Consider the following 23,740-nt stretch of genomic DNA (forward strand, 5'->3'; position numbering starts at 1 on the left):
CAGACTCGTTTCACTGTCCGGCGGAGAGTAGTTCCTCTTCGATCTCGGATGGAAGGCCGTGCACCGCACGATCCTCCCGCTGAGTCGGCAGAGTTTCTCGCTGCATCCACTCCCAGGTATCGCGCACGGTGTCTTCGACGGGCCGGCACCGCAGCCCTGCTTGCCCCGCCTTGGCGGTGTCGGCTTCGAGGAAGCCCGCGAACTCACCCTCCTGCGGCACCCAACACGGAAGTTGTGTCCACGGCTGCGCTCCAGCGGCCGCCAGCCTGTCCTCGTCGATCCACACGAGTTCAGCGTCCGAACCGGTGGCAACCACGCACGCCTGGAGGAGTCCGGAGGTAGTGGTGTGGCCGGACGGGCTGATGACGTCGTATGCCCCGCTGATCCCGGCTGCCAGTGCGGCCAGGACAAAGGTTGCGATGTCGCGGGCATCGACGTACTGCAACGGTCTGGTCGGCACTCCGGGAGCAACGACACGTCCGCCCGCCGCGATGCGCTGCAGCCACCACGGCAACCGCCCGATGTCCTCGCGCGGGCCGAGGATCAAACCTGCCCTCGCGAGTAACGCGTCCGGGAAGGATTCCAGGACAGCGAGTTCGGCCCCGCGTTTGGCGGACGCGTAATCGCTGTAGTCATCGGAGGTCGCAGATGCGGCCACCACTGGTGAGGTCTCGTCTACGTGCAAGCCCCATTGGTAGACGGATCCACTGGAGATGTATGCGTACCGGTCGACGTGACCGCGCAAAACGCGTGCATTCTCACCGACCACTCGGGGGCTACCCGACCAGGTGTCGACGACAAGATCCCATCGACGATCACCGAGCGCATCAACCATCGCACGCTGATCGGTGCGATCCGCGAACAGGACCTCCGCTGTAGGTGGTGGCGCTCCGGTGAGCCCACGATGGAGCACTGTCACTTCCCAGCCCCGAGCCAAAGCGTCATCGACGAGAGCGTGGCCGAGGAACCGTGTTCCTCCGAGCATCAACAGCTTCATGAGGGCCATCGTCACTTGAAAAGCGTCGTGCGGCAACACGTTCGTCTGGTAGCGCAATTTCCGGCGACTGAGGCACGGACGAACCGCTCAGATACCTCGTCCGGGATTGAGAACGTTCTTCGGATCGAATGCGGCCTTGACTGCAAGCATCATTTCGCGTTCGGTCTGGCCGACCATGTCCGCCATGTACGGCGCTTTGAGAACCCCGATACCGTGTTCACCGCTGATCGTTCCGCCCAACGCCAGTGCGCCGGCAACGATGTCGTCGAAAGCTCCGCGCGCACGATCCTGCGCACCCGATTCGGCAGCGTCGAACACGATGGTCGGGTGGAGATTGCCGTCGGCGGCGTGACCGAAGGTTCCGATCGTGACGCCGTGGCGATCGGCCGCTTCACGAATGCATTCCAACATGGACGGCAACGCCGGCACCGGCACCGCGACGTCGTCGAGAAGTACCGTGCCCAACGCCTCGAGAGCCGGCAAGGCCATGCGGCGCGCGGCGGTGAACTCTTCACCTTCCACCGGATCGTCGGTGTGGAAAACCTCTCGGGCCCCGGCACTTTCGCACGCCGCGGCGCAGTCCGCTGCCTCGGCGGCCGCCGACCTACCGTCGCACTGGATGAGCAGCATCGCCCCGGCCGATTCGTCCAGCCCCATCTTGGTCAGCCGATTGACGGCGCCGATGGTGACGTCGTCCATCAACTCCATCTGACACGGTTCGGCCACTGCCGACACGGCGAGGACGGCATCGATCGCGGACTCCGCGGAATCGAAGAAGGCGACCACAGTGGTCGCGGCAGTGGGCGCCGTACGCAACCGCATCGTGGCTTCGACGATGACCGCGAGAGTGCCCTCCGACCCGACGAGCAGATGTGTCAGGTCCAGCCCCGCAACATTTTTGCGCGTCCGTGCACCGGTACGGATCACACGCCCGTCGGCGAGTACCGCCGTCAGGGCCGCAACGTGATCACCGGTGACGCCGTACTTGGCGCAACAGATGCCGCCTGCATTTGTCGCCAGATTGCCGCCGATACTCGAGATGGACCGGCTTCCCGGATCCGGTACGTACCAAAGACCCTGCTGTGCAGCAGCTTCCGCCAGGTCACCGTTGATCACTCCGGGCTCCACCGTGGCGGTGCGCGCGGCAGGATCGATCTCGAGAATTCGATCCATGCCCGCGACGCTCAAGACGATGCATCCGTCAAGTGCGTTGGCGGCGCCGGCCAACCCGGTACCTGCCCCTCGTGTCACCACCGGAACGGCGAGTTCGTGGGCCACCGCCATGACCGCAACGACGTCGTCGACCGTCTTCGCCTTGACCAGCGCGGCGGGCCTTCCGGCTGCGGTGAGCAGTGATTGATCCCGGACGTACGCACCCATTCGGTCGGGATCGGTTGTCGCCCTGTCCCCCACCGCTTTCTGCAGACGCTCGCCCAACAGATCGATACTCGTGGTCATTGTGTTCGTCCTTCGTAGAATCCGCGCACATGGCGCTCGACCAAAACGGCAGCCTCGTCAACTGCACCGCGCTCGATCGCGTCGGCGATACCCTCGTGCTCTGCCAGCAGTGCGCCGAGCGTGGCCGCCGAGTTCTCGCGCGAGTCGAGTTCACTCAGCAGGTAGCCGGCGATGCTGTCGCGGAGAACCGTCATGACCAACCCGAACGCCTTGTTCCCGCCGGCTCCGGCCAGCGCAACGTGAAAGTCGACATCGGCGTCGTGGAATGCGACCGAGTCGTCGGCAAGGGTTGCGACGCGCATCCGCTCGATCGCATCCCGGGCGCCGTTCGGCACCGCGACGACAGTGCGCAGCGCAGCAGCTTCGAGCAGCACTCGCAATTCGACAAGATCGCCCAATGGAACTGCACCCACCTGCAACGCCGTGCTGAGAGCTGTGGCCGCGGAATCGGCCGTATGCTCGTGCGTCACCCGAGGCCTGGCAGTAGAAGTGGTGTCCGCGCCGGTCAACAATCCCTGCGCTTGCAGGACCCGAAGGGCCTCACGGACCGTCGATCGACCCACCGAGAACGTCTGTGCAAGTTCCTGTTCGGTGGGCAATGCCTCACCGACCGGGAGTGAACCGTCGAGAATGGCAGCGCGGATTCGTCCCGACACGGCAAGGCTGAGCGGCATGCGCGACAACGGAGTCGTATCCATGCCGCGACGCTACCACCCCTTGCCTGCTTGTCTGACAAACTGTTTAATTGAGGAGATTCGTGACCCGGACCACAACAGAGAAGGTGCCGACCATGACCGACAAGCTCGAATTGGATCCCGCGACCACCGCCGTCGTGCTCATCGAGTACCAGAACGACTTCACCACCGAGGGCGGTGTTCTTCACGAGGCCGTCGCACCAGTCATGGAATCGAACGGACTCCTCGCGAACACCGCCGCGCTGGTCGATGCGGCCCGTGCGGCGGGTGTCACCGTGATGCACGCACCGATCACCTTCGCCGAGGGGTACAACGAAATCACCTCGCATCCGTACGGAATCCTCAAGGGCGTCGTCGACGGAAAGGCCTTCGTGAAGGGTTCCTGGGGAGCTGCGATCGTCGACGACCTCACTCCGAAAGACGGCGACATCGTCATCGAGGGCAAGCGTGGACTCGACACTTTTGCCAGCACCAACCTCGATTTCATTCTGCGTAGCAAAGGAATTCGCACGATACTTCTCGGCGGTTTCCTGACCAACTGCTGCGTCGAATCGACCATGCGCACCGGATACGAGAACGGCTACCGGGTCATCACACTCACCGATTGTGTAGCCGGAACTTCGGTCGCCGAACACGAGAACGCGATCACCTACGACTACCCGATGTTCTCGCACCCCGTCACGTCGAAAGAGGTGCTCGGCGCGCTCTCCTGAGAGGACTACCTGGAATGCGCGAGAAGGAATTCACGGCTGACGTTGGTGACACTGGCGTGAACCTTCTCGTGCAGCAGGTCGTGACCGGCGTCCTCGAACTCGCGCATCTCGACGTTGCGCAGCGTCCGCGCCCAGTCCCGGACGGGATCGACCGGGGCGATCCGGTCGTCGGTACCGTGAACGACCAGGACTGGGATGCCCGCGTCGGAGAGTTCCGCCCACCCGTGTTGCTCGACCGCACTGCGCGGAATGCCGCACAGCACTGCGGAGGCAAAATCGTGATCGCGATGAGCCAGCATCGTCAGCGCCGTCACCGCACCCAAGGAATGGCCCATCACCGCCTGCGGGACTTCGGGCAGTTCCGCCAAAGCGATGTCAGCGAGCGCGGCTGCATCGGCAGCAAGATCGGAGAGCGGAGCCCCGACTCCCGGATCACCCTCTGACAAACCGTGCCCGGTGTGATCGATCGCCCACACGTCGATCCCCGACGCCGTCATTGCGCCCGCGAAGCGGTGATACTGGCCGCTGTGCTGGCCGAGACCGTGCAGAAAGACCAGTGACACCGTGGGCACCGCACCCCCTGCCGCCGGCCAATGCCGAAAGTGCACCTGACCGGTTCGTCCGTCGAAGAAAGGCATGATCGTCATTCTGCACGCCGCTACCGATATCCGCGGCTCGTGAGCGATTACTGGTGGGTTGCCTTGTCGGTGAGCGATGGCACAATCGCCCTGTGTTCCTACTCGATGATCAGATCGTCTACAGCGCCAGCGACCTCTCGGCTGCGGCCTCGTGCGAGTTCGCACTGCTGCGGCAACTCGACGCCCGAACCGGTCTGATCGCGGCCGAGGCCGCCGAGGCGGATCCGATGCTCGAACGGACGTCGAGCCTCGGCGACTCGCACGAGCGCGAACAGCTTCAGAAGTTCATCGATCAGCACGGAGACGGCGTCGTCGTCATGCCGCGACCGGAACACTCACGCGCAGGCCTGACCGCTGCCACGTTGGCCACCGTCGAGGCAGCACGATCGGGCGCGCCGGTCATTTATCAGGGAACCTTTTTCGACGGCCGATTCCTCGGGTTCTGCGATTTCCTCGTCCGCGAAGGCGACACCTACGCGGTCTACGACAGCAAGCTCTCCCGGCACGCCAAGGTGTCGGCACTTCTACAACTCGCCGCATACGCGGATGCGTTGGAGCGCAATGCAATTGCCGCCTCCGATCAAGTTCATCTACTGCTAGGCGACGGCAGCACGTCGTCGCACGACATCGGAGACATCGCGCCGGTATTCGCGGCACGTAGAGCTGAACTCGAACGAGTCCTCGACGAGCACCGCGCCGAGGGGAAACCGACACAGTGGCTCGACGATCGGTACCTGCGTTGTGGTCGATGCGACACCTGCAGCGTCGAGGTCGAAAGCCATCGAGACCTGCTGCTGGTTGCGGGTGTCCGCGGCAATCAGCGTGAACAGCTGATCGTCTCGGGGATCACGACAATTGACGAACTCGCCGCGAGCACCGGCCCAGTCGAGGGAATCCGCCGGGAAACACTCGACAAGCTCCGTGCACAGGCAGCGGTTCAACTACGCCAGGAACTGTCCGGCGACGCCGAATTCGAGGTCTACGAACCCTCGGCGCTCGGCGGACTCCCCATCCCCGACGACGGCGACATCTTCTTCGACTTCGAGGGCGATCCGCTCTGGGCCGAGGACGGGTCCACCGATTGGGGGTTGGAGTATCTGTTCGGTGTGGTCGAAGGGCCTGCGGACGACTACGTGTTCAAGCCGTTCTGGGCACACGATCGCGAGGGTGAGCGCCAGGCGCTCCTCGACTTCCTCGATTACGTCACGGCGCGTCGAGAAGCTCATCCAGGCATGCACATCTACCACTACGCCGCGTACGAGAAATCGGCGCTGTTGCGCTTGGCCGCACGTCACGGTGTCGGCGAGCAGACCGTGGACACCCTGCTCAGCGAGAACGTGCTCGTCGACCTGTACCCGATCGTCCGCGCGTGCCTGCGGATCGGACAACGCTCGTACAGCATCAAGAAACTCGAGCCGCTCTACATGGGTGAGCACGGCCGTGACGGTGACGTGACCAACGCCGCCGCCTCGGTCGTCGCCTATGCCGACTACTGCGAATTGCGCGACGGCGGACAAGCCGACCAGGCCCGGGAACTTCTTCAGGGCATCTCCGACTACAACGAGTACGACTGCGAATCCACTCTCCGCCTGCGCGATTGGCTCGCCGAGCGCGCCGCAGAACATGGTGTCGAACTTCGAGAGCCGACCGGACAGATCAAGATTCCACTCGAAGAACTCACCGAATCGGAAATCGCACTCCGCGACTTCGCCGGCCACAAGGCCGGTTCGACACGCACCCCCGATCAGCAGGCTGCTGCTCTATTGGCCGCAGCAGTCGGTTACCACAATCGCGAGCGGAAGCCGTACTGGTGGGCCCACTTCGACCGATTGGTCACACCGATCGAAGACCTCGTGGACATCCGCGACGTCATGGTGGTCGAGCAGTCCGAAATCGAAACGGACTGGCACAAGAGCACCGCGCGGCAGAAGAAGTTTCGTCGCCACATCCAGTTGACCGGAAGTTTCGGCACCGGAACGTCTTTGAGCCCGGGCAGTGATCTTTTCGCGCTCTACGCAACCCCCTCCCCCGATGCCGTTGCAAGCGAGAACCCCACCCAACGCGGCACCAGCAGCGTCAAGGTCACCGCCGTGGTCAAGTCCGAAGGGCTCGACGTGGTCACCGTGGAAGAACTGCTCGGCGGTGACGAATACCTCGATACCCCAGTCGCATTGGCACCTGGTCGTCCGATTCCCACGGGACGTATGGAGAAGTCGATCGCCGCTGCCGCATCCGACGCCAGCGAGAGCCTGCCCGAACTGCCACACATCGCGGCAGTCGACATTCTCCGGCGCAGCACCCCGAGAACCCTCTCGGGTTCACCGCTGCCACCTGTCGGCACCGACAACAACTACGCCGACGCCATCACCGCCGCACTTCTCGACCTCGATGATTCCTACGTGGCAGTACAGGGTCCCCCTGGTACGGGCAAGACCTACACGGGCGCTCGTGTCGTCAAGACACTGATCGAACAACATCAGTGGCGAATCGGCGTGGTGGCACAATCACATTCGGTGGTCGAGAACATGCTCGGCGGCATTCTGAAAGCCGGCGTGGACCCTGCACTGGTCGCGAAGAAGGGCAGCCGGAGCAAGACCGCAGAATGGCAGGACATCGCATCCGAAGAATATGCGGGATTCATCGCCGAGGCCGAAGGCGTCGGCTGTGTCATCGGCGGCACTGCGTGGGACTTCTCGAACACCGATCGTGTTCCAGCGGGCAGCTTGGACTTGCTCGTCGTGGACGAAGCAGGCCAATTCGCGCTGGCGAACACCATTGCCGTCGCGATTTCCGCGCGAAACCTGTTGCTGCTGGGCGATCCGCAGCAGTTGCCGCAGGTGAGCCAAGGTACTCACCCCGAACCGGTCGACGAATCGGCACTCGGTTGGCTCGCCGAGGGACACGGCGCACTGCCACCCGAACTCGGCTACTTCCTCGAGAAAACGTGGCGGATGCACCCGGATCTGTGTGCGCCCGTGTCCGCATTGTCGTACGAGGGCAAGCTGCATTCCCAGGAAACCGTGAGTGCGGCAAGAAAACTCGACGGACTCGCTGCCGGAGTACACACGGTGTTCGTCGATCACCGCGGCAATTCCACCTACTCCCCGGAAGAGTCCCAGGAAATCGTTCGCCAGATCCAGGGCCTTCTCGGTACGCCTTGGACCGACCCGAGCGAGTTCGAGGGAACCAGGCCGCTGGATCAGTCGGACATTCTCGTGGTCGCGGCGTACAACGCCCAGGTGGGCACCGTCGAGCGCGATCTCACCGAGGCCGGTCTCACGGAGGTCGAGGTCGGGACCGTCGACAAGTTCCAGGGCCGCGAGGCTGCGGTGGCAATCGTGTCGATGGCCGCATCTGCCGTCGAGGACGTCCCGCGAGGGATGTCGTTCCTGCTGTCGCGAAACCGTCTCAATGTTGCTGTCTCACGCGGCAAGTGGTGCGCGATCATCGTTCGATCGCACGCGTTGACGCAGTACATGCCCAGTACGCCTGCGGGATTGGTCGAACTGGGTGCATTCATGAGGCTGACGAGCTAGCCGAAGCCTGTCTTACCTGAAGCACTGCCCTACCCGAAGCACTGCCCTTCGCCGCGATAGGTGGGAACCGAGGTTCGGGTGCCGTCGGCTTCGACCACGTACACGCGGTCGAAGCGCTCGCACAGCTCGCCGGCCTTGGCGTGACGGAACCACACGCGGTCGCCGATCGCGATGTTTCCGGCTTCCTTCCCGGTGACCGGCGTCTGGACTTCGCCGGCTCCTTCGTTGCGGAGCAGTTTGAGACCAGCGGGCCAGACCGGTGACGGAACGCGGGTGGCTCCGGCAGGTCCCGACGCGATGTATCCGCCGCCGAAAAGGGTCGTGACCGACGGCGTCGGTTTGCGCACGGCCGACAGCGCGAAGAACAGCGCCGGATCGGGACGGAAGGCACGGTAGCGGTCGAACAGGGTCGGTACGTACAGTCCGGAGCCTGCTGTTACCTCGGTCACCACAGGATCGGCCGAGCTGACCTCCAGCGACCCCGTACCGCCGCTGTTGACGATCTCGAGTGCACCCACGGCATCGGTGACGGCCGCGACCACAGCGCCCCTTCTGGACGCCAATTCGCGGGCAGAGGCCTTCTTGACCCAACCGATCGGAGCGCTGGTGTCCGGGAGGCCGGCGATCTGGGCTTCGTAGAACATCACTCCGACGACGGAGAATCCGCGTTGGCGCGCACGCGCCGCGAGTGCGGCGACCGCGGCAGGTTCGCGCAGCGGCGAGCGTCGTACGCCTAGATGAATCGGGCCGATCCGCAGTGACGCGTCGACGTCGAGACACACGCGGACAGGCGCATCCCCCGTCGACGCCGAACGAATGAGGTCCAACTGCGCATCGTCGTCGACCATCAAGGTGATCGATGCGAGAGCGGTGTCGTCGGCAGCGAGATCCGCGATGGCGCCACGATCGGCGGTCGGGTACCCCATCAGGATGTCCCGTGCGCCGAGCCCGACCAGCCACAGAGCCTCGCGCAGTGAGAACGCCATGATTCCGCGGAATCCGCCGGACGCGGTCAGTGTGTCGCCGAGAGTTTCAGCCAGAACCGTCCGACAACGAACCGATTTGCTCGCCACTCGCACCGGGGTTCCACCGGCGCGGCGCACCAGGTCGGCTGCATTACTGCGCAGTGTGGTCAGATCCAGAGCAGCCAGAGGCGGGTCGAGTTCTCGCGTGGCAGCAGTGAGTCGATCAAGGGTCCTGGTCACAGATGATCCAATCGTCGCGGCGTGCGACCAGTCAATCACCAATCCTGGACGTATGTCCAGGATGGCGGTTCTACTGAGGCGCGACCACGGCTTTGTTGGCGATTACCTGAACCATTTCTCCGAACTCGGCAATAGTCGCGTCGGAGTCACGATCGACCAGCCATCGCAGAACAAGGCCGTCGATCATTGCAAGACTCAGTCGCGCAATCGAACTCAACGGCTCCGTCCACACCGTGCCCGATATCTTGGCGCACTCTTCGAGAAACGACACCGCGAGCTCATCCATGATTCGGTACTGCTCAAATGCAACCGCCCCAGCACGTTCGGCTCCGAGATTGCGACTACGCAGTGCTTGCGCGGTAATTTCGTAGGTCAACAACTGGCGATCCGGGGTTGCCTCGATGGTCGGCCACATTCCGGTCAGGCCGATGTGCAGCAATTCCCTGAGCCCCTGCACGCCACTGAGATCCGGCGCATGGCGGACCTGCGCGAACGCATACTGCATCGACGCACTGAGCTGCAGAATGAGCGTTTCACCCATTGCCGCGATCAGCGCTTCCTTGCTCTCGAAGCAGTAATGAACGACGCCGAGCGATACCCCGGCCTCCTCTGCCACCGCCCTTACCGTCACAGAACTGACACCGCGCTGTTCCGCAATAGACAAGGCGGACTCGACCAATTGTGTGCGGCGTTCGTCCGCCGGGAGCCTGTTCAGCATCCAATGATCGTAGAACGCAAATGACAAAATCTTCGCGCAATACTTGCCTGGACGACCGTCCAAGTACATTATTGCGTAATGGCTTCGGACACTTGGCAGAACTGGGCGGGCACTCAAAGCGCCGCGCCGCGTCGCTTTGCGACGCCGACAAATACCCGTGAACTTTCGTCGTTGGTCGCCGAGGCCGCCTCGCGTGGCCAACGTGTGAAGGCCGTCGGCGCCGGCCACTCGTTCACCGGTGTCGCGGTCACTGACGGTGTCCTCGTCAGCCTGGACAACTTGAGCGGAATCGACTCGATCACACCGACCGACGACGGTGCGCTGGTCACTGTTTTTGCAGGCACTCGCCTTCATGCTCTCAACGACGCCTTGTGGCAACGCGGATATGCGATGGCAAATCTCGGTGACATCGACGTCCAGTCACTGGCCGGCGCGACGTCCACCGGCACGCACGGCACCGGCGCACGATTCGGCGGCATCGCCACACAGATTCGCGGAATCGAGGTCGTTCTCGCCGACGGATCCGTCGTTTCCGCAAGCGCCGACGAAAACGTCGAGTTGTTCGAAGCGGGCCGCCTCGGGTTGGGCGCAATCGGCATCATTTCGAAGATCACTCTCGCCTGCGTTCCGCGATTCACACTTCGCGCAATCGAGGAACCCGACACGCTGTCTCACATACTGGACACCCTCGAGAGCGATCGTCTGGGCCTGGATCACTTCGAGTTCTATTGGTTCCCGCACACCGATCGTGTCCTGACGAAGAGCAATACGCGACTCCCCGGAGATACCGAACCCGATCCGGTGGGCAAGGTCCGCGCGTTCGTCGACGACGAACTCCTCTCGAACACACTCTTCGAAGGTGTCAACCGCGTTGCCACCCTGGCACCGGCCGCGATCCCGAGAATCAACAACGTGTCGTCCCGATTGCTCGGCGCCCGCGAGTTCACCGATCGCAGCTACCGGGTATTCGCGTCTTCGCGCCGGGTGAAGTTCAAGGAGATGGAATACGCGATTCCCCGCGAACACGTCACCGAGACACTTCACGAAATCGATCGCTGGATGAAGAAGTCCGGAACCAACGTCGCTTTCCCCGTCGAAGTACGTTTTGCTGCCGCCGACGACCTCTGGCTCTCCACTGCTCACGGACGCGACACCGCATACATCGCGGTACACCAGTACCACCGCCGACCCGAAACGGAGTACTTCGCCGCGGTGGAAGCCATCGCGCGCGCCGTCGACGGCCGGCCGCATTGGGGAAAAATGCACAACCGGACCGTCGACGACCTGCGTCCGACGTACGACCGACTCGACGACTTTGTCGCCGTTCGAGACAAGTACGACGCGAATCGTGTGTTCGACAACGAATACTTGCGTCAGGTGCTCGGCGACTGACGGTCAGTGCCGCAGTAGTTCCGCTTTTCGCGCATCGCTCGCAAACGAGGCCTTGATCGAGTTCCGGGCGAGGGTGTCTCGCTCGGCCTCCGTCAGACCCAGGGCTCGGCCCAGTTCGGTGAAATTGTCGTCGACGTATCCCCCGAAGTAGGCCGGGTCGTCGGAGTTGACCGTGACGATCAAACCCATCTCGAGCATCGATCGAAGCGGATGATCCGACAGCGAATCGAACACCCGCAGACGAACGTTCGACAACGGGCAGACCGTCAGTGGAATCTCCTCGTCGACCAGACGCTCGATCAGGGCAGGATCCTCGAGTGCCCGGACTCCGTGGTCGATCCGCTCGGCGCCGAGAATGTCGAGCGCCTGCCAGATGTACTCGGGCGGTCCCTCTTCACCGGCGTGAGCCACAACGTGCAAACCCTCGGCACGGGCGCGGGCGAACACGTCCTCGAACAGTGACGGCGGGTTGCCGACCTCCGCGGAGTCGAGTCCGAGCCCGACGATTGGAGCCTGCAGGCGAATTATCTCGGAGAAGATCTCCTCGGCGTCTTTGACGGGCTGATCTCGGAGGATGGCGGCGATTGCCGCGCTGCTGAGCCCGAACTCGCGCTCACTCGATGCCACCGCATCCATGATCCCGTCCAGGACCTCGGTCAGCGGAACACCACGGACCACGTGCGCCTGTGGATTGAAGAAGAACTCGGCATGCGCGACGCCGGCGGCAGCCGCGCGGCGGAAGTACGCTCGCGTCAGGTCGGCAAAATCCTCCGCGGTGCGCAGGACGGCCATGTTGGCGAAGTAGAGATCGAGGAACGACTGCAGATCGGTGAACTCGTACCTCGACTTCAGATCGTCGATATCCTTGTACGGCAAGTCCATTCGATTGCGCTCGGCAAGTCGGTAAATCTGTTCGGGTTCCAGAGAACCCTCGATGTGCATGTGCAGCTCTGCGACAGGTGTAGCCATGTCGGTGTTACCGCCCCTTCCAGACCGGGGCGCGCTTCTCGGCGAACGCCGTCGCGCCCTCGCGTGCATCTTCGGACGCGAACACCGGCGCCATGACCTGCAACTGCTTCGCGAAAGCTTCGTCGTCGGACCAACCGCCGGCCTTGACGATGATCTCCTTGGTGACCGCAACCGCGAGCGGTCCGTTGCGGGTGATGCGATCAGCCAGCTCCAGCGCGCCTTCGAGCGCCTTACCTGGCTCGGTCACCGTGTTCACGAAGCCGTAGCGGTAGGCCTCCTCGGCTGTGAAACTGTCACCGGTCAGGGCCAGTTCCAATGCCTTCTGGTACGGAATCCGCTTGGGCAGGCGCAACAATCCGCCTCCACCTGCGACCAGCCCTCGCTTGACCTCCGGGATACCGAACTTCGCTTCGGACGACGCGACCACCAGGTCGGTGGCAAGCACGAGTTCCGTGCCGCCTGCCAACGCGAAGCCCTCGACCGCCGAAATGATCGGCTTACGCGGCGGCCCTTCCGTGAATCCGAGACCGCGTCCCGGCACGAGTACGTTCTCGCCGGCCACGAATGCCTTCAGATCCATACCGGCACAGAAGTTTCCGCCGGCTCCTGTCAGCACCGCCAAGGACAGATCGTCGTCCGCATCGAGCTCTTCGACCGCAGCGGCCAATGCGTGACTGACCGCCGAGTTGATGGCGTTACGCGCCTCGGGCCGGTTGATGGTGATGATCAGTGTCCGCCCGCGCCGCTCGGTGAGAACCTCGTCCGCCATGATGTCCCTCTCGTTTGTCGACCACGCTCGCGTGACTACGCGACGTTGCGTTCGACAATACGGACGAAGCCATCGGGGTCGATCTGCGCGGTGTCGTGAGTGCAGAACCACCCCTGGGTGAACCTCGTCGAGGTCGCTTGCGGCGAGTTCCAATACCGACGCGTGACACTCGGTCCACGGCACAGCAACTCACCGAAACCACCTGGAGCATCCGGGCCGTACAACGCCACTTCCATTCCACCGAAAGCGATTCCGACGCTTCCGAGGTGGGTGGGCGCCGACTCGGTTGGCAGAATGAGACCAGCCCCACAGGTCTCGGTTTTGCCCCACCCGATCACATGCCGAGCGGCCGGGAACAGGGTCAGCAGCTTGGATTCCTGTTCGGCCGTGATCGGCGACCCGCTGCAATCGATCCACTGAACCGACCTCGAACCGGCACGCGCCGCCGGTCCAAGGGTGAGCAACCGTGGCTCGAGCAGGTCCTCGGGCCGCCCGGTCACGATGTCGACGGTATGCACACTCTCACGCCAGAAGTCGCCGGCGAGGACCACCGTTCCACCGACCACCAACGTCGCGAGCACGTGCACGAATTGCCGTACCGACTTGAAGTCATTGTCCACCAACAGATTGCGCACACCTTCGACGCCGTAATCGCGCGAGTGCAGAATGCCGACGATGGCGGAGAGCACGTTCTCGTTGCTCAACTCGACGCCCAGCATTTCACCCGAAGAATCGGCGGTGTACGCGAGGATCGCCATCTCCTCCGGGGCGGCACCGTCGTCGATGAACGGAACACCGTGTGGGAGTTCCCCGTCGAGCACCAACACCGAGCCACTGTCCGCGATGACGAAGTCCGCCGCGTCGTCGCTCAGATGAACACCCACGGAGACTGGAACACCGCCGGCGAGAATGACGCCGAGGCACGCCTCCATCCACCTCACCCCGGCGGCGACGCGAATGGCCACACGGTCACCGATCTCGACGCCTCGCGACTTCAGCCCGCCTGCGACCCGCGACGCCTCGGCCCACAACTCCGCGAAGGTGACCTGCTCGCCGTCGACCTCCTCCACCGCGATGCGTGAGGAGAATCGATGAACGGCGATGTCGAGGAGTTCGGACAGCGACGGGTCGAGTTGGCTGTACCGAAGCACCCCGTCACCCGCACGGGTGACACGGGCGTCGGCGAGGAACTGAGTCGAACACGGGTATTCCACAAGCGTCGACCGCATCGATACCTCCACGTCACTGACAACCCACCGGCCATTCGACTATATGACGTGGATCACAGTTCGTGGAGGTCTCTGGCGATAATCGTCGCAAACTTACTTTCCGGAGTAGACCGCTTTGCCCGGTCCGACCTCGAGGAAACTGCGGACAGCGCCGCGTAGGTCATCGGTGGCGAACAGCGCACCGGACACCCCGGGAGTCACCGAATCCGCGTGGGCGATCCCGCCGGAACGCCAGGCCGCCACGATCTGCTTGGTGGCGTCGTGGGCTCGCGTGGGCCCGTCCGCCAACCGGGCCACCAGGGCACGCGCCGCAGCATCGACATCGTCGTGAACGGCATTGACGACGCCCCACGAGTGCAGGGTTGCGGCGTCGTAGAGATCGCCGGTCATGACCAACTCCCGAGCCCGTCCGGAACCGGCGCGCTCGGCCAAACGCTGCGGTCCACCCATGGACGGCGTCAGACCGACCACTGTCTCGACCAGTCCGAACTTCGCCTTCGGCGCCGCGAGGATGATGTCGCAGGCCAAGGAGATCTCGAAGGCAGCAGTCAGCGTCAGCCCGTGCGCCGCGTAGATGACCGGGCACGGCAACGCCTCGAGCGGATGGCAGATCTGGGCGAACAGTTCGCGCCACAATTCCGCTCCCTGCTCCGGGTTCAGTCCGTCGAACACATGGACGTCGACGCCGGCCGAGTTGACCTTGCCCTCGGCGCGCAGAAGCACAGCGCGCGGTGGGTTTTCGGTCAGCGCTGCAACATCGGCGATGACCGCGTCGAACATGGCCTGATCGAACAGATTGAGTGGTCCGTGCGCGAACGTCAGGACAGCCACCTCGGCACCACCATCGGTGGTGAAGCGCTCGAGGCGGGTGGGATGCGATTCGGGAGCAGTCATGCCGCCACACTGCCACATCGAACCGGCCTACGATCGTCGGGTGGAGGGTCTGAGAAATGCACTCGCGGACGTTGTGGGACACCGGTTCGTCGTCGACGACGCCGACGTGTTGGCGACCCGTTCCACCGACCAGACAGGGCGCTACAGCGGGCGCGCCAGCGCTCTGGTCCGACCCGGAAATACCGCCGAAGTCTCGGCAGTGCTGAACGTGTGCCGCTCGCGCGGCGTACCGGTCACCGTTCAGGGCGGGCGAACCGGTCTGGTCGCCGGGACGGTGCCCGAGCACGACGACGTCCTGCTCTCCACCGAACGCCTCGAGGCGATCGGCGAAGTCGATGTTGCCGCCGGTCGGATCACCGTCGGTGCGGGAGTGGCACTCGCGCAGGTACATTCGGCGGCCGCTGCCGCCAGCCTGAAATTCGGCGTGGACATAGCTTCACGGGATACGGCGACGATCGGCGGCATGGTCTCCACCAATGCCGGTGGCCTGCACACGGTTCGATACGGGAACATGGCCGAACAGGTGCTCGGACTCGAGGTGGTACTCCCCGACGGAACTCCTGTGCGCCGGTCACCGAAAGTGTTGTCCGACAATTCCGGATACAACCTGCCCGCACTGTGGGTGGGCAGCGAGGGAACTCTAGGGGTGGTCACTTCCGTCGACCTGAAATTACGGAAGATACCGACTCACCGCGTCACATCGCTGACCGGTTTCGACACACTCCAAGACGTCGTCGAGGCGGGGCGAGTGTTGCGCACTCTCGACGGCGTCGACGCACTGGAGTTGTTGGACGGGCGCGGTCTCGAACTGGCCGCCCACCATTTGAACGCCGCGGTTCCGACGGGGCGACCGTGGTACCTCCTCGCCGAGGTGTCCGCGGCCCACGATCCGCTGGAAGACCTGGCCGAGCTGCTCGAACGCATCGGCCCACCGCAGACCCCGGCCGTGGCGATCGACGCCCCCGGCTCGACGCGCTTGTGGGCGGCACGCGAATGCTTCGCCGAGGTGGTCGGATTGTTCGGTCCCCCACTGAAATTCGACGCGGCGTTGCCGCTGAACTCGCTTGCCACCTTCGCCGAGGACGCCGCGGCGGTGATCGCGACTCGCGCCCCCGAGGCAATTCCGATCCTCTTCGGACACGTCGCCGAGGGAAATATCCACCTCAACGTCCTGAACTGCCCGAACGCCGACACCGTGTACCGCAGCGTCCTCGAACTGGTTCGCGATCACGGCGGAAACGTCAGTTCCGAGCACGGGGTGGGCTCGCTCAAACGCAACTATCTGGACCTGGCCCTCTCTGCGGAGGACATAGCCACGATGTGGGCGATCAAGCGAGCCCTGGACCCGAGCGACTATCTCAATCGTGCAGTGATGTTTCCCGACGCGCTTCGGCACTGACGGCCATCGCGTCGTCGTGTGCGTCGCCGCGCAGAGGCCGAGCGAAGCACACCGAAGCGACGAAGCCGATGAGCAGCACGCCTGCGGGCAGCCAGATCGACTCCGACATCGCCGTGCTGAACGGTTCACGGACGAACTCGGGTAGATGACCCACTCCGGCTTCGGAACTGCCGCCGGTCAGACCCTGAGCCGCCAATCGTGCGGTGATCAGTGCTCCGATCGCGGCACTGCCGAGAACCGCACCCACCTGCCGGGTGGTGTTGTAGACGCCGGCGCCGGCGCCGGCCTGCATCGGAGGCAGGTTGTGTGTGGCGGTGGCCGCGAGCGGCGACCAGATGCATGCGTTGGCGAAGCCGATCAGGCCGATCGGCAGGAGCAGTTCCCAGATCGCGACGTCGGGAGACATCACCAGTGCGAGCCAGCCCAGGGCGATCGCGAACAGCAGGAAGCCGGTGCCCGCGATGTAGCGCGGATGCGTCTTGTCGACGAGCTTGCCGATGATCGGCGCAAAAATGCCGGTCAGCACGGCCATCGGAACGAGGAGGAGCGCCGACTGCGTCGGGGAGAGTCCGCGAACTGCCTGGGTGTAGAACATCAGCGGAAGGACCATCGACGTGATCGCGAAGCCCATCGCGGTGATCGCGACGTTGGCGAGCGAGAAGTTGCGGTCCTTGAAGAGTTCGAGTGGGAGCAAGGGCTCGTTCTTGTTGCGCGACTGGTAGAACACGAACACCGCGAGCAACACCACACCGGCGCCGATCAGGCTCCAGACGAATCCGTTCCAGTCGTACGAACTGCCTTCCTGGATTCCGAACACGAGCAGGAACATGCCTGCGGCGCTGAGAATCACGCCGGGGATGTCGAACTTGTGCTCGCTGGTCGGCAACGACGGAACAAGCTTCCACGCGAGGAGGAAGGCGATGACACCGACCGGGACGTTGACGATGAAGATCCATTCCCAGCCGAGATTGTCGACCAACACACCACCGGCAAGCGGACCGACCAGCGTCGCAACACCGGCAACCGCGCCCCACAGGCCCATTGCGGCGCCACGCTTGTTCGGCGCGAACGTGCGTGTGATGACGGCCATCGTCTGAGGCGTCATCATTGCGGCGCCCAGACCCTGGAAAGCTCTTGCCACGATGAGCATCTCGACGCTGCCGGACAGACCACACCACAGTGAAGCGCCGGTGAACAGTACGAGGCCGATCATGTACAGGTTCTTCGGTCCGAACCTGTCACCGAGCCGGCCGGTGACGAGCAGCGGCACCGCGTACGCCAGCAGGTACGCGCTGGTGACCCAGACGACCTTGTTGATGTCGGTGCCGAGGTCCTCCATGATCGCAGGGTTGGCGACAGCGACGATGGTGCTGTCCACCAGAATCATGAAGAACCCGATACACAGCGCCCACAGCGCGTGCCAGGGATTGACCTGCTTTTCCATCTTCAGTCCTTAGGTAGTGCGGACGAGCCTGCGGAGCCGGCCAGCCGGTCGAGAAGTTCTTGTGAGAGCCAGGGCATTTCGCCGCTCTCGATGTCTGTCACCAACGCGCCGATCCACTCTCTTTCGGCGACGGTCAGTGCGTGGGCGTAGTCCGCGCCCACCGTGAAGATTCGTGGTTTTTCCGCCGCCTTCAGCGCTTCGTAGTCGGCCTCGAATTTCGCGATCGTCTTGTCGAGGTGCGCGAGACGAATTCGAAGCATCTGACACGCGGTGGACGCGGAGAGGTTGTGCATTTCGGCGAGCGCGAGCGGCAACCGCGGATACTCCCGCACCGGAACCGCCAACATCTCACGTAGTTGATGCTCGAGGGCCTCACGGCCCCGGGCGGTGATCTCGTACGTCGTCCGTTCGGGCCGGTTGCCCTCACGATCGGTCCCGATCGAAGCCAGAAGTTCCTGCTTCTCCAACCGGGAAACCGTGTGATAGAGCGATCCCGGCTTGATCTTCACCAACTGATCGCCCCGGCGAACCGAGGCCAGTTGATACATCTCGTACGGATGCATCGAACGCTCGGACAGCAGGCCCAGAACGGTGATTCCCAGAGGCGTCAGTGACACGTCACCCATGAGTCCCCCTCCCTGACAAGCCGCAATTGACTATTTCTTGACTATTCCACCTGAAATAGTCCACATGGAATATACGACCTCTGTCCATCTCGATCAACCCGTTCGAATCGGACTAGCCTGTAGCGAGTGGACGAACATCACCTCGACATCATCCGACTCGCTTGGGCACGTGAACTGGGCCTCGGCGACTCGGCACTTCGGCCGGCACACACGGCCCGCGTCGTCGGCGACGACATCCACGTTCTCGATCTGGCAGGCTCAGGTGCGATCGTCGGGCCGCAGTGGTTCATCGAGCGCACCGAGGACATCTCCGTCGACGCCCTGCTGCAACCGGCGCGTCTGCTCGAGATCGCCGGCGATCACGGCGGCAGAATCACCGGCCCCGTCGATCTCGCTTTCCTCGGCGACTACACGGACGCGCCGCCCGACGAGCAACTACTGATTTCCCACGACATCGACGACGCCCTCGCCGTCGCTGCGCTGTGCCCACCCGACGACAGCACCACAGCCGACCTCGGGAACCGGACGCGGTGGTTCACCGCCCTCACCGATTCCGCCGAGGTGCTCGGATGCGCGGCATACTCCGAATTTCAGGGATTCGTGGCAGATCTCACGACCCTGACTGCTCCAGCGCATCGCCGTCACGGAATCGGCTGCGCAGTAACGCTTCTCGCTGCGGAGGACGCTCTCGATTCCGGATTGATCCCGCAGCTACGCACAAGTCGCGGCAGTGCGATCGGAGCGACGCTTCCACGTAAAGCCAAATTCGACGTTCTGGGGGCATACGCTCGGGTACACGTGCACCTGCCCAGTTGACACTCGAACGAGAGGGACCGCAGATGAGTACGGAAGACGGCGCGAGCGAACCGACATTCGTCGAAGAGGGTCGTGAATTCAAACGCGACACCAACTACATCCCGACCCGGATCACCGAGGACGGCCGCGACGGTTACCCCGTCGAACCCGGGCGATACCGGTTGATCGTGGCACGTGCCTGCCCGTGGGCAAACCGCGCCATCATCGTCCGCCGCCTGCTCGGCCTCGAAGACGTACTGTCGATGGGCATCTGCGGTCCGGTTCACGACAAGCGAAGCTGGACTTTCGATCTCGACCCGGGCGGCGTCGATCCCGTACTGAAGATCCCGCGACTGCAGGACGCATACTTCGCCCGAGATCCCCACTACCCCAGGGGAATCACGGTGCCCGCCATGGTGGAGATCGCCACGGGCAAGGTGATCACGAACGACTACCCACAGATCACCCTCGACTTCTCGACGCAATGGAAGAAGTACCACCGCGAAGGCGCACCGGATCTGTACCCGGAGCCTCTGCGAAACGAAATCGACGAAGTGGCCGAGTACGTTTTTCGCGACGTCAACAACGGCGTCTACCGCTGCGGTTTCGCCGGTTCACAGCAGGCGTACGACGAGGCATACGACACGCTGTTCGCTCGCCTCGACTGGCTCACCGAACGTCTTGCCCGGCAACGTTTCCTGGTGGGCGACACCATCACCGAAGCCGATGTGCGCCTGTTCACCACGCTGGCGCGGTTCGATCCCGTCTATCACGGCCACTTCAAGTGCAACAGAAGCAAACTCAGCGAGATGCCGGTGCTGTGGGACTACGCGCGCGATCTGTTCCAAACCCCCGGATTCGGTGACACCATCGACTTCACACAGATCAAAGCGCACTACTACATCGTGCATTCCGAGATCAATCCCTCCGGAATCGTGCCCAAGGGACCGGAATTGACACACTGGCTCGAACCGCACGGACGCGAACAGTTGGGTGGCCGACCGTTCGGGGACGGCACACCACCTCATCCGCCCATCCCGTCGGAAGTGGTTCCGGCAGAGCACTGGGCCACCAGGTAGGTCGCGGGGGCTACTCCCCTGCGTACGTGCCGAAACTCCAGTACACACCTTCGGGATCACGGCAGGTGAACCCCCGCGAACCGTAGTCCTCGTCGCGCAATCCCTGCGTGATCGTGGCGCCCGCCGCGACAGCGCGTTCGTGGAGTGCATCGGCGGCGTCCGCGTCGTCCACGACGATGTACACCGAACCGATTCCAGGCGGCAGGCCGGCGATCGCAGAATCGGTGCGCGGCGAACCCAACATGATGCCGCCACCGCCCGGCCAGTCGAGTTGGGCGTGGTCCACCACGTCTCCCTCTCCGTAGACGGCCTTCTCCACGAAACCGAAGGTGCTCACCAGAAAGTGGATTGCCGCACGGGCGTCGAGGTAGCGCAGCGTCGGCCAGATGGTCGTCGAACGAGATTCCGAAGTGGCGGTCATAACACTCGAACTCCTGCCTGGGAAAACTCACGAAGAAAACCGAGTCTCGTACGAGCCTATGGCCCCGGTGATCACCGCCGCCAGCGAAAACTTCACCTATTCTCGAGATACGGTCCACCTCGCTTCAGAGGAGGACAACTGTGGAGGGGCAGCAATGAGCAAGTCGACGAACAACGACAGCGGGCGTATCGAGAAGGTCCTCGTTTCCGTTCTCGACAACGGAAGCCGCCTGCAAGCGCCCGCAGTGGCCAAATACGTCAACCATGTCCGTAAGGCCCACCCCGACGAGTCACCTGCTCAGATCGTCGAGCGGATGGAGAAGATGTTCATTCTCGCCGTGACCGGCAGCGGCAGTGCCGTCGGCGCCACCGCCGCGGTGCCCGGCGTCGGAACGGTCGCGTCCATCGGTGCCGTCGGTGCGGAATCGGCTTTCTTCCTCGAGGCGTCAGCGCTGCTGACGTTGGCAATTGCGTCAGTGCATGGAATCTCCGTACAGGATCACCAGCAACGACGTGCCCTGGTCCTGGCAGTCGCCCTCGGCGAATCCGGTATGGAGATCGTGCAGAAGGCCACCGGAATCACAGCCAAGAACTGGGGAACGGCAATCACGAGCAAGATTCCCGGACCCACGATGAGGGGAATGAACAGCACCCTCGTGCGGAAATTCGTGACCAAGTACGCCGCGAAGCGCAGCGCACTGATCCTCGGCAAGCTCGTTCCGGCCGGAATCGGTGCGGTCATCGGCGGTGCGGGCAACCGTGCAATCGGCAAGGGCGTCGTCAAGAATGCGCGCGAAGCCTTCGGACCGGCACCGGCCAGGTGGACCGACCACCTGATCGTGATGCCTGCCGACGATGCCGCAGTGCTTCCCCAGACGGAGACACGCCGGGCCATCCGCAGATAGCCGTCCGGGCCGTAGGCTCGCATCACGTATTCGCCGCCGACCCGGGAGCAACATTGACGAACACCGCAATGGGATCCTTCTCTGCCCCCATCGAGATTCGTGGGTTGACGAAGACGTTCAAGGCGGCGCGCGCGGTCAACGACCTGAGCTTCGACGTCCAGGCGGGCTCGATCACCGGGTTTCTCGGCCCGAACGGTTCGGGCAAGACGACCACGTTGCGGATGCTCCTCGGACTGGTGTCACCGACGTCGGGATCGGCCACGATCAACGGCACCCCGATGCGTTTGCTGCCCAACCCGGCTCGGACCGTCGGCGCAGTACTCGAGGTCGGCAGTCTCCATCCGAAACGAACGGCGCTCGGACACCTCGAGATCTACGCGGCCGCTATCGGCATGCCGACTCAGCGCGCGGCGCAGGTGCTGGACATGGTCGGTCTGAGATCGGTCGGAGTCCACAAGACCGGCACCTTCTCGCTCGGAATGCGCCAACGCCTGATCCTTGCCACCGCGATGCTCGGTGATCCCGAGATCCTCGTGCTCGACGAACCCGCGAACGGACTCGACCCCGAGGGCATGGCGTGGCTTCGTCAGTTCCTGCAGACCTTCGCCGGTTCCGGCCGAACGGTTCTGATCTCGAGTCACGCGCTTCGTGAAGTGGAAGCGACCGTCGACAGCGTGGTCATCGTCAGCGCCGGCTCACTCGTCTACCAAGGGACCATGGACGAACTTCGCCGCTCGCAGCGCAGTCGACTGCTCGTCTCGTGTTCCAACCCAGCGCTCCTCGCCACGGCATTGGCCGCTCGCGGAATCATCGACGCCCAGATCACGCAGGACGGACGGCTCGCCGTGGGCGGCACCGACACGTCGGTGCTCCCACCGGTGGCATCCGCCGCCGGTGTCACGATCTTCGGCGTCGCAACCGAAGGCGCAGATCTCGAGCAACTGTTCCTCGCGATGACAACACCGCAGTACGCGGTTCCCCAGGTCGGATACCACCGCCCACCCGGTCCCGGTTCCGGACCGGGCTATTACGGCCCTGCCGCATACGGACCTTCCGGAGGACACCGATGACCACGCTCGTGCGCGCGGAGACACTCAAAGTTCTCACCCTGCGCTACTGGTGGGCACTGGCCATCGCACCGGTCGTCGTGGCCGTGCTGATTGCTGCCTCCACCAGGACGTTCGTCGAAGCCGTGGCCGATTCGGCAGACACCACCTTCGACGTCGATGTCGTGTCCACCGGCGTCAGCCTCGGTGTCTCCAACACGCTTGTCCTGGTGTTCGCGGCTGTCTTCGGAGCACTCACCGCCGGATCCGAATTCGGCTACAAAACTCTCACCACGACGTTCCTCACAGCTCGCGGCCGTGACGGAGTTCTCGGCGCAAAACTTGCCGTCGTCGCGGTATTCGCCGTCGGCTACGCGTTGGCGGTCGAAGTAGTCAGCATCGGCGCGATGTTGCTCTTCGGCCGGGACTTCAGCTTCACCACCGATCTCTTCGCCATCTGCGCCGCAGGCATTCTGGCGTGCGCTCTGTGGGCGCTGCTCGGCGCCGGGGTGGCACTGCTCACCGGTTCGTCGATGGCCGGTGCCCTCTCGGTCATCCTGTGGTTCGTCTTCGGTGAATGGATCGTCCGCGCAGTGCTGCTCGCGATGGATCTCGGCGGGGTCGGGGCCGCGCTTCCGGTGTCGGCCACGATCGGCACGATCATCAATGCGGCCCCGTCGATCGACGTCGATGCGTTTGCGTCCTGGCCGAGCGGCCCGATGATGCTGGCAGCTTGGGTGGTTCTGTTCTGCGGGCTCGGTTGGCTGCGGACCAGGACCCGCGACATCACCTGAAAAGGCTGTCTGGGGCCGG

Annotated in this window: 22 protein-coding genes; 9 read left to right on the forward strand and 13 right to left on the reverse strand. The window is 63.7% G+C overall.

Features of this window, described 5'->3' with window-relative positions; genetic code table 11:
- Positions 1-10: 10 nt before the first annotated feature.
- The 3 genes from AOT96_RS00675 to AOT96_RS00685 all read right to left on the reverse strand — a co-directional run bounded on the left by AOT96_RS00675 (position 11) and on the right by AOT96_RS00685 (position 3,153).
- Positions 11-997: an NAD-dependent epimerase/dehydratase family protein gene (locus AOT96_RS00675; protein ID WP_231917372.1), complete on the reverse strand. Its 987-nt coding sequence runs from the start codon at positions 995-997 to the stop codon at positions 11-13.
- 87 nt (positions 998-1,084) lie between these two features.
- Complete coding sequence (locus AOT96_RS00680) at positions 1,085-2,455, reverse strand: FAD-binding oxidoreductase (protein WP_058037438.1); 1,371 nt, start codon at positions 2,453-2,455, stop codon at positions 1,085-1,087.
- On the reverse strand, positions 2,452-3,153 hold the full coding sequence (locus AOT96_RS00685; RefSeq protein ID WP_030536920.1) for a FadR/GntR family transcriptional regulator: 702 nt from the start codon (positions 3,151-3,153) through the stop codon (positions 2,452-2,454). The genes AOT96_RS00680 and AOT96_RS00685 overlap by 4 nt, the downstream gene beginning before the upstream one ends.
- Positions 3,154-3,245: 92 nt before the next feature.
- On the opposite strand from AOT96_RS00685, the gene AOT96_RS00690 reads away from it, so the two are divergent.
- Complete coding sequence (locus tag AOT96_RS00690) at positions 3,246-3,863, forward strand: cysteine hydrolase family protein (protein ID WP_030536921.1); 618 nt, start codon at positions 3,246-3,248, stop codon at positions 3,861-3,863.
- A gap of 5 nt (positions 3,864-3,868) precedes the next feature.
- On the opposite strand, the gene AOT96_RS00695 is transcribed toward AOT96_RS00690, so the two are convergent.
- A complete protein-coding gene (locus tag AOT96_RS00695) occupies positions 3,869-4,510 on the reverse strand; it encodes an alpha/beta hydrolase (RefSeq protein WP_003945142.1) in 642 nt (213 codons plus the stop codon).
- An 83-nt stretch (positions 4,511-4,593) separates the two neighbouring features.
- Here AOT96_RS00695 and AOT96_RS00700 point away from each other — a divergent pair, with 83 nt between their 5' ends.
- Positions 4,594-8,037, forward strand: coding sequence for a TM0106 family RecB-like putative nuclease (locus AOT96_RS00700; protein ID WP_065352734.1), 3,444 nt, complete (start codon positions 4,594-4,596; stop codon positions 8,035-8,037).
- A gap of 29 nt (positions 8,038-8,066) precedes the next feature.
- Here the strand turns inward: AOT96_RS00700 and AOT96_RS00705 are convergent, their stop codons facing one another.
- A complete protein-coding gene (locus AOT96_RS00705) occupies positions 8,067-9,242 on the reverse strand; it encodes an amino acid deaminase/aldolase (RefSeq protein ID WP_030536923.1) in 1,176 nt (391 codons plus the stop codon).
- 70 nt (positions 9,243-9,312) lie between these two features.
- A complete protein-coding gene (locus AOT96_RS00710) occupies positions 9,313-9,960 on the reverse strand; it encodes a TetR/AcrR family transcriptional regulator (protein WP_020908434.1) in 648 nt (215 codons plus the stop codon).
- A gap of 78 nt (positions 9,961-10,038) precedes the next feature.
- Here AOT96_RS00710 and AOT96_RS00715 point away from each other — a divergent pair, with 78 nt between their 5' ends.
- A complete protein-coding gene (locus tag AOT96_RS00715) occupies positions 10,039-11,352 on the forward strand; it encodes a D-arabinono-1,4-lactone oxidase (protein WP_030536924.1) in 1,314 nt (437 codons plus the stop codon).
- 3 nt (positions 11,353-11,355) lie between these two features.
- Here AOT96_RS00715 and AOT96_RS00720 read toward each other — a convergent pair whose 3' ends face one another.
- The 4 genes from AOT96_RS00720 to AOT96_RS00735 all read right to left on the reverse strand — a co-directional run bounded on the left by AOT96_RS00720 (position 11,356) and on the right by AOT96_RS00735 (position 15,213).
- Entirely contained in the window at positions 11,356-12,321 is a 966-nt protein-coding gene (locus tag AOT96_RS00720; protein ID WP_003945144.1) for an adenosine deaminase, read from the reverse strand.
- A gap of 7 nt (positions 12,322-12,328) precedes the next feature.
- Positions 12,329-13,090, reverse strand: a complete 762-nt coding sequence (locus AOT96_RS00725; RefSeq protein WP_042450356.1) for a crotonase/enoyl-CoA hydratase family protein — start codon at positions 13,088-13,090, stop codon at positions 12,329-12,331.
- A 35-nt stretch (positions 13,091-13,125) separates the two neighbouring features.
- Entirely contained in the window at positions 13,126-14,319 is a 1,194-nt protein-coding gene (locus AOT96_RS00730) for a class I adenylate-forming enzyme family protein (protein WP_065352735.1), read from the reverse strand.
- A gap of 93 nt (positions 14,320-14,412) precedes the next feature.
- Entirely contained in the window at positions 14,413-15,213 is an 801-nt protein-coding gene (locus AOT96_RS00735) for an enoyl-CoA hydratase/isomerase family protein (protein WP_042450357.1), read from the reverse strand.
- Here AOT96_RS00735 and AOT96_RS00740 point away from each other — a divergent pair.
- Complete coding sequence (locus tag AOT96_RS00740; protein WP_065351183.1) at positions 15,212-16,612, forward strand: FAD-binding oxidoreductase; 1,401 nt, start codon at positions 15,212-15,214, stop codon at positions 16,610-16,612. The two genes, AOT96_RS00735 and AOT96_RS00740, sit on opposite strands and share 2 nt — an antisense overlap.
- Here the strand turns inward: AOT96_RS00740 and AOT96_RS00745 are convergent.
- Positions 16,572-18,056 (reverse strand): DHA2 family efflux MFS transporter permease subunit, encoded by a 1,485-nt coding sequence (locus AOT96_RS00745; protein ID WP_003945132.1) that lies wholly within the window; start codon positions 18,054-18,056, stop codon positions 16,572-16,574. The genes AOT96_RS00740 and AOT96_RS00745 overlap by 41 nt on opposite strands.
- 2 nt (positions 18,057-18,058) lie before the next feature.
- Positions 18,059-18,682 (reverse strand): PadR family transcriptional regulator, encoded by a 624-nt coding sequence (locus AOT96_RS00750; RefSeq protein WP_007736146.1) that lies wholly within the window; start codon positions 18,680-18,682, stop codon positions 18,059-18,061.
- A gap of 126 nt (positions 18,683-18,808) precedes the next feature.
- Here AOT96_RS00750 and AOT96_RS00755 point away from each other — a divergent pair, with 126 nt between their 5' ends.
- A complete protein-coding gene (locus AOT96_RS00755) occupies positions 18,809-19,498 on the forward strand; it encodes a hypothetical protein (RefSeq protein ID WP_007736143.1) in 690 nt (229 codons plus the stop codon).
- 23 nt (positions 19,499-19,521) lie between these two features.
- On the forward strand, positions 19,522-20,556 hold the full coding sequence (locus AOT96_RS00760; RefSeq protein ID WP_042450363.1) for a glutathione S-transferase family protein: 1,035 nt from the start codon (positions 19,522-19,524) through the stop codon (positions 20,554-20,556).
- Between the two features lie 10 nt (positions 20,557-20,566).
- Here the strand turns inward: AOT96_RS00760 and AOT96_RS00765 are convergent, their stop codons facing one another.
- Positions 20,567-20,977, reverse strand: a complete 411-nt coding sequence (locus tag AOT96_RS00765) for a VOC family protein (RefSeq protein WP_003945129.1) — start codon at positions 20,975-20,977, stop codon at positions 20,567-20,569.
- Positions 20,978-21,131: 154 nt separating this feature from the next.
- On the opposite strand from AOT96_RS00765, the gene AOT96_RS00770 reads away from it, so the two are divergent.
- The 3 genes from AOT96_RS00770 (at position 21,132) to AOT96_RS00780 (ending at position 23,721) form a co-directional block, all read left to right on the forward strand.
- Positions 21,132-21,881 (forward strand): hypothetical protein, encoded by a 750-nt coding sequence (locus tag AOT96_RS00770; protein ID WP_065352736.1) that lies wholly within the window; start codon positions 21,132-21,134, stop codon positions 21,879-21,881.
- 68 nt (positions 21,882-21,949) lie between these two features.
- Positions 21,950-22,951 (forward strand): ABC transporter ATP-binding protein, encoded by a 1,002-nt coding sequence (locus AOT96_RS00775; protein ID WP_065351184.1) that lies wholly within the window; start codon positions 21,950-21,952, stop codon positions 22,949-22,951.
- Entirely contained in the window at positions 22,948-23,721 is a 774-nt protein-coding gene (locus AOT96_RS00780; RefSeq protein ID WP_007736136.1) for an ABC transporter permease, read from the forward strand. The genes AOT96_RS00775 and AOT96_RS00780 overlap by 4 nt, the downstream gene beginning before the upstream one ends.
- Positions 23,722-23,740 lie beyond the last annotated feature (19 nt).

The sequence above is a fragment of the Rhodococcus sp. 008 genome (assembly GCF_001682295.1).
Lineage (GTDB): Bacteria > Actinomycetota > Actinomycetes > Mycobacteriales > Mycobacteriaceae > Rhodococcus_F > Rhodococcus_F qingshengii.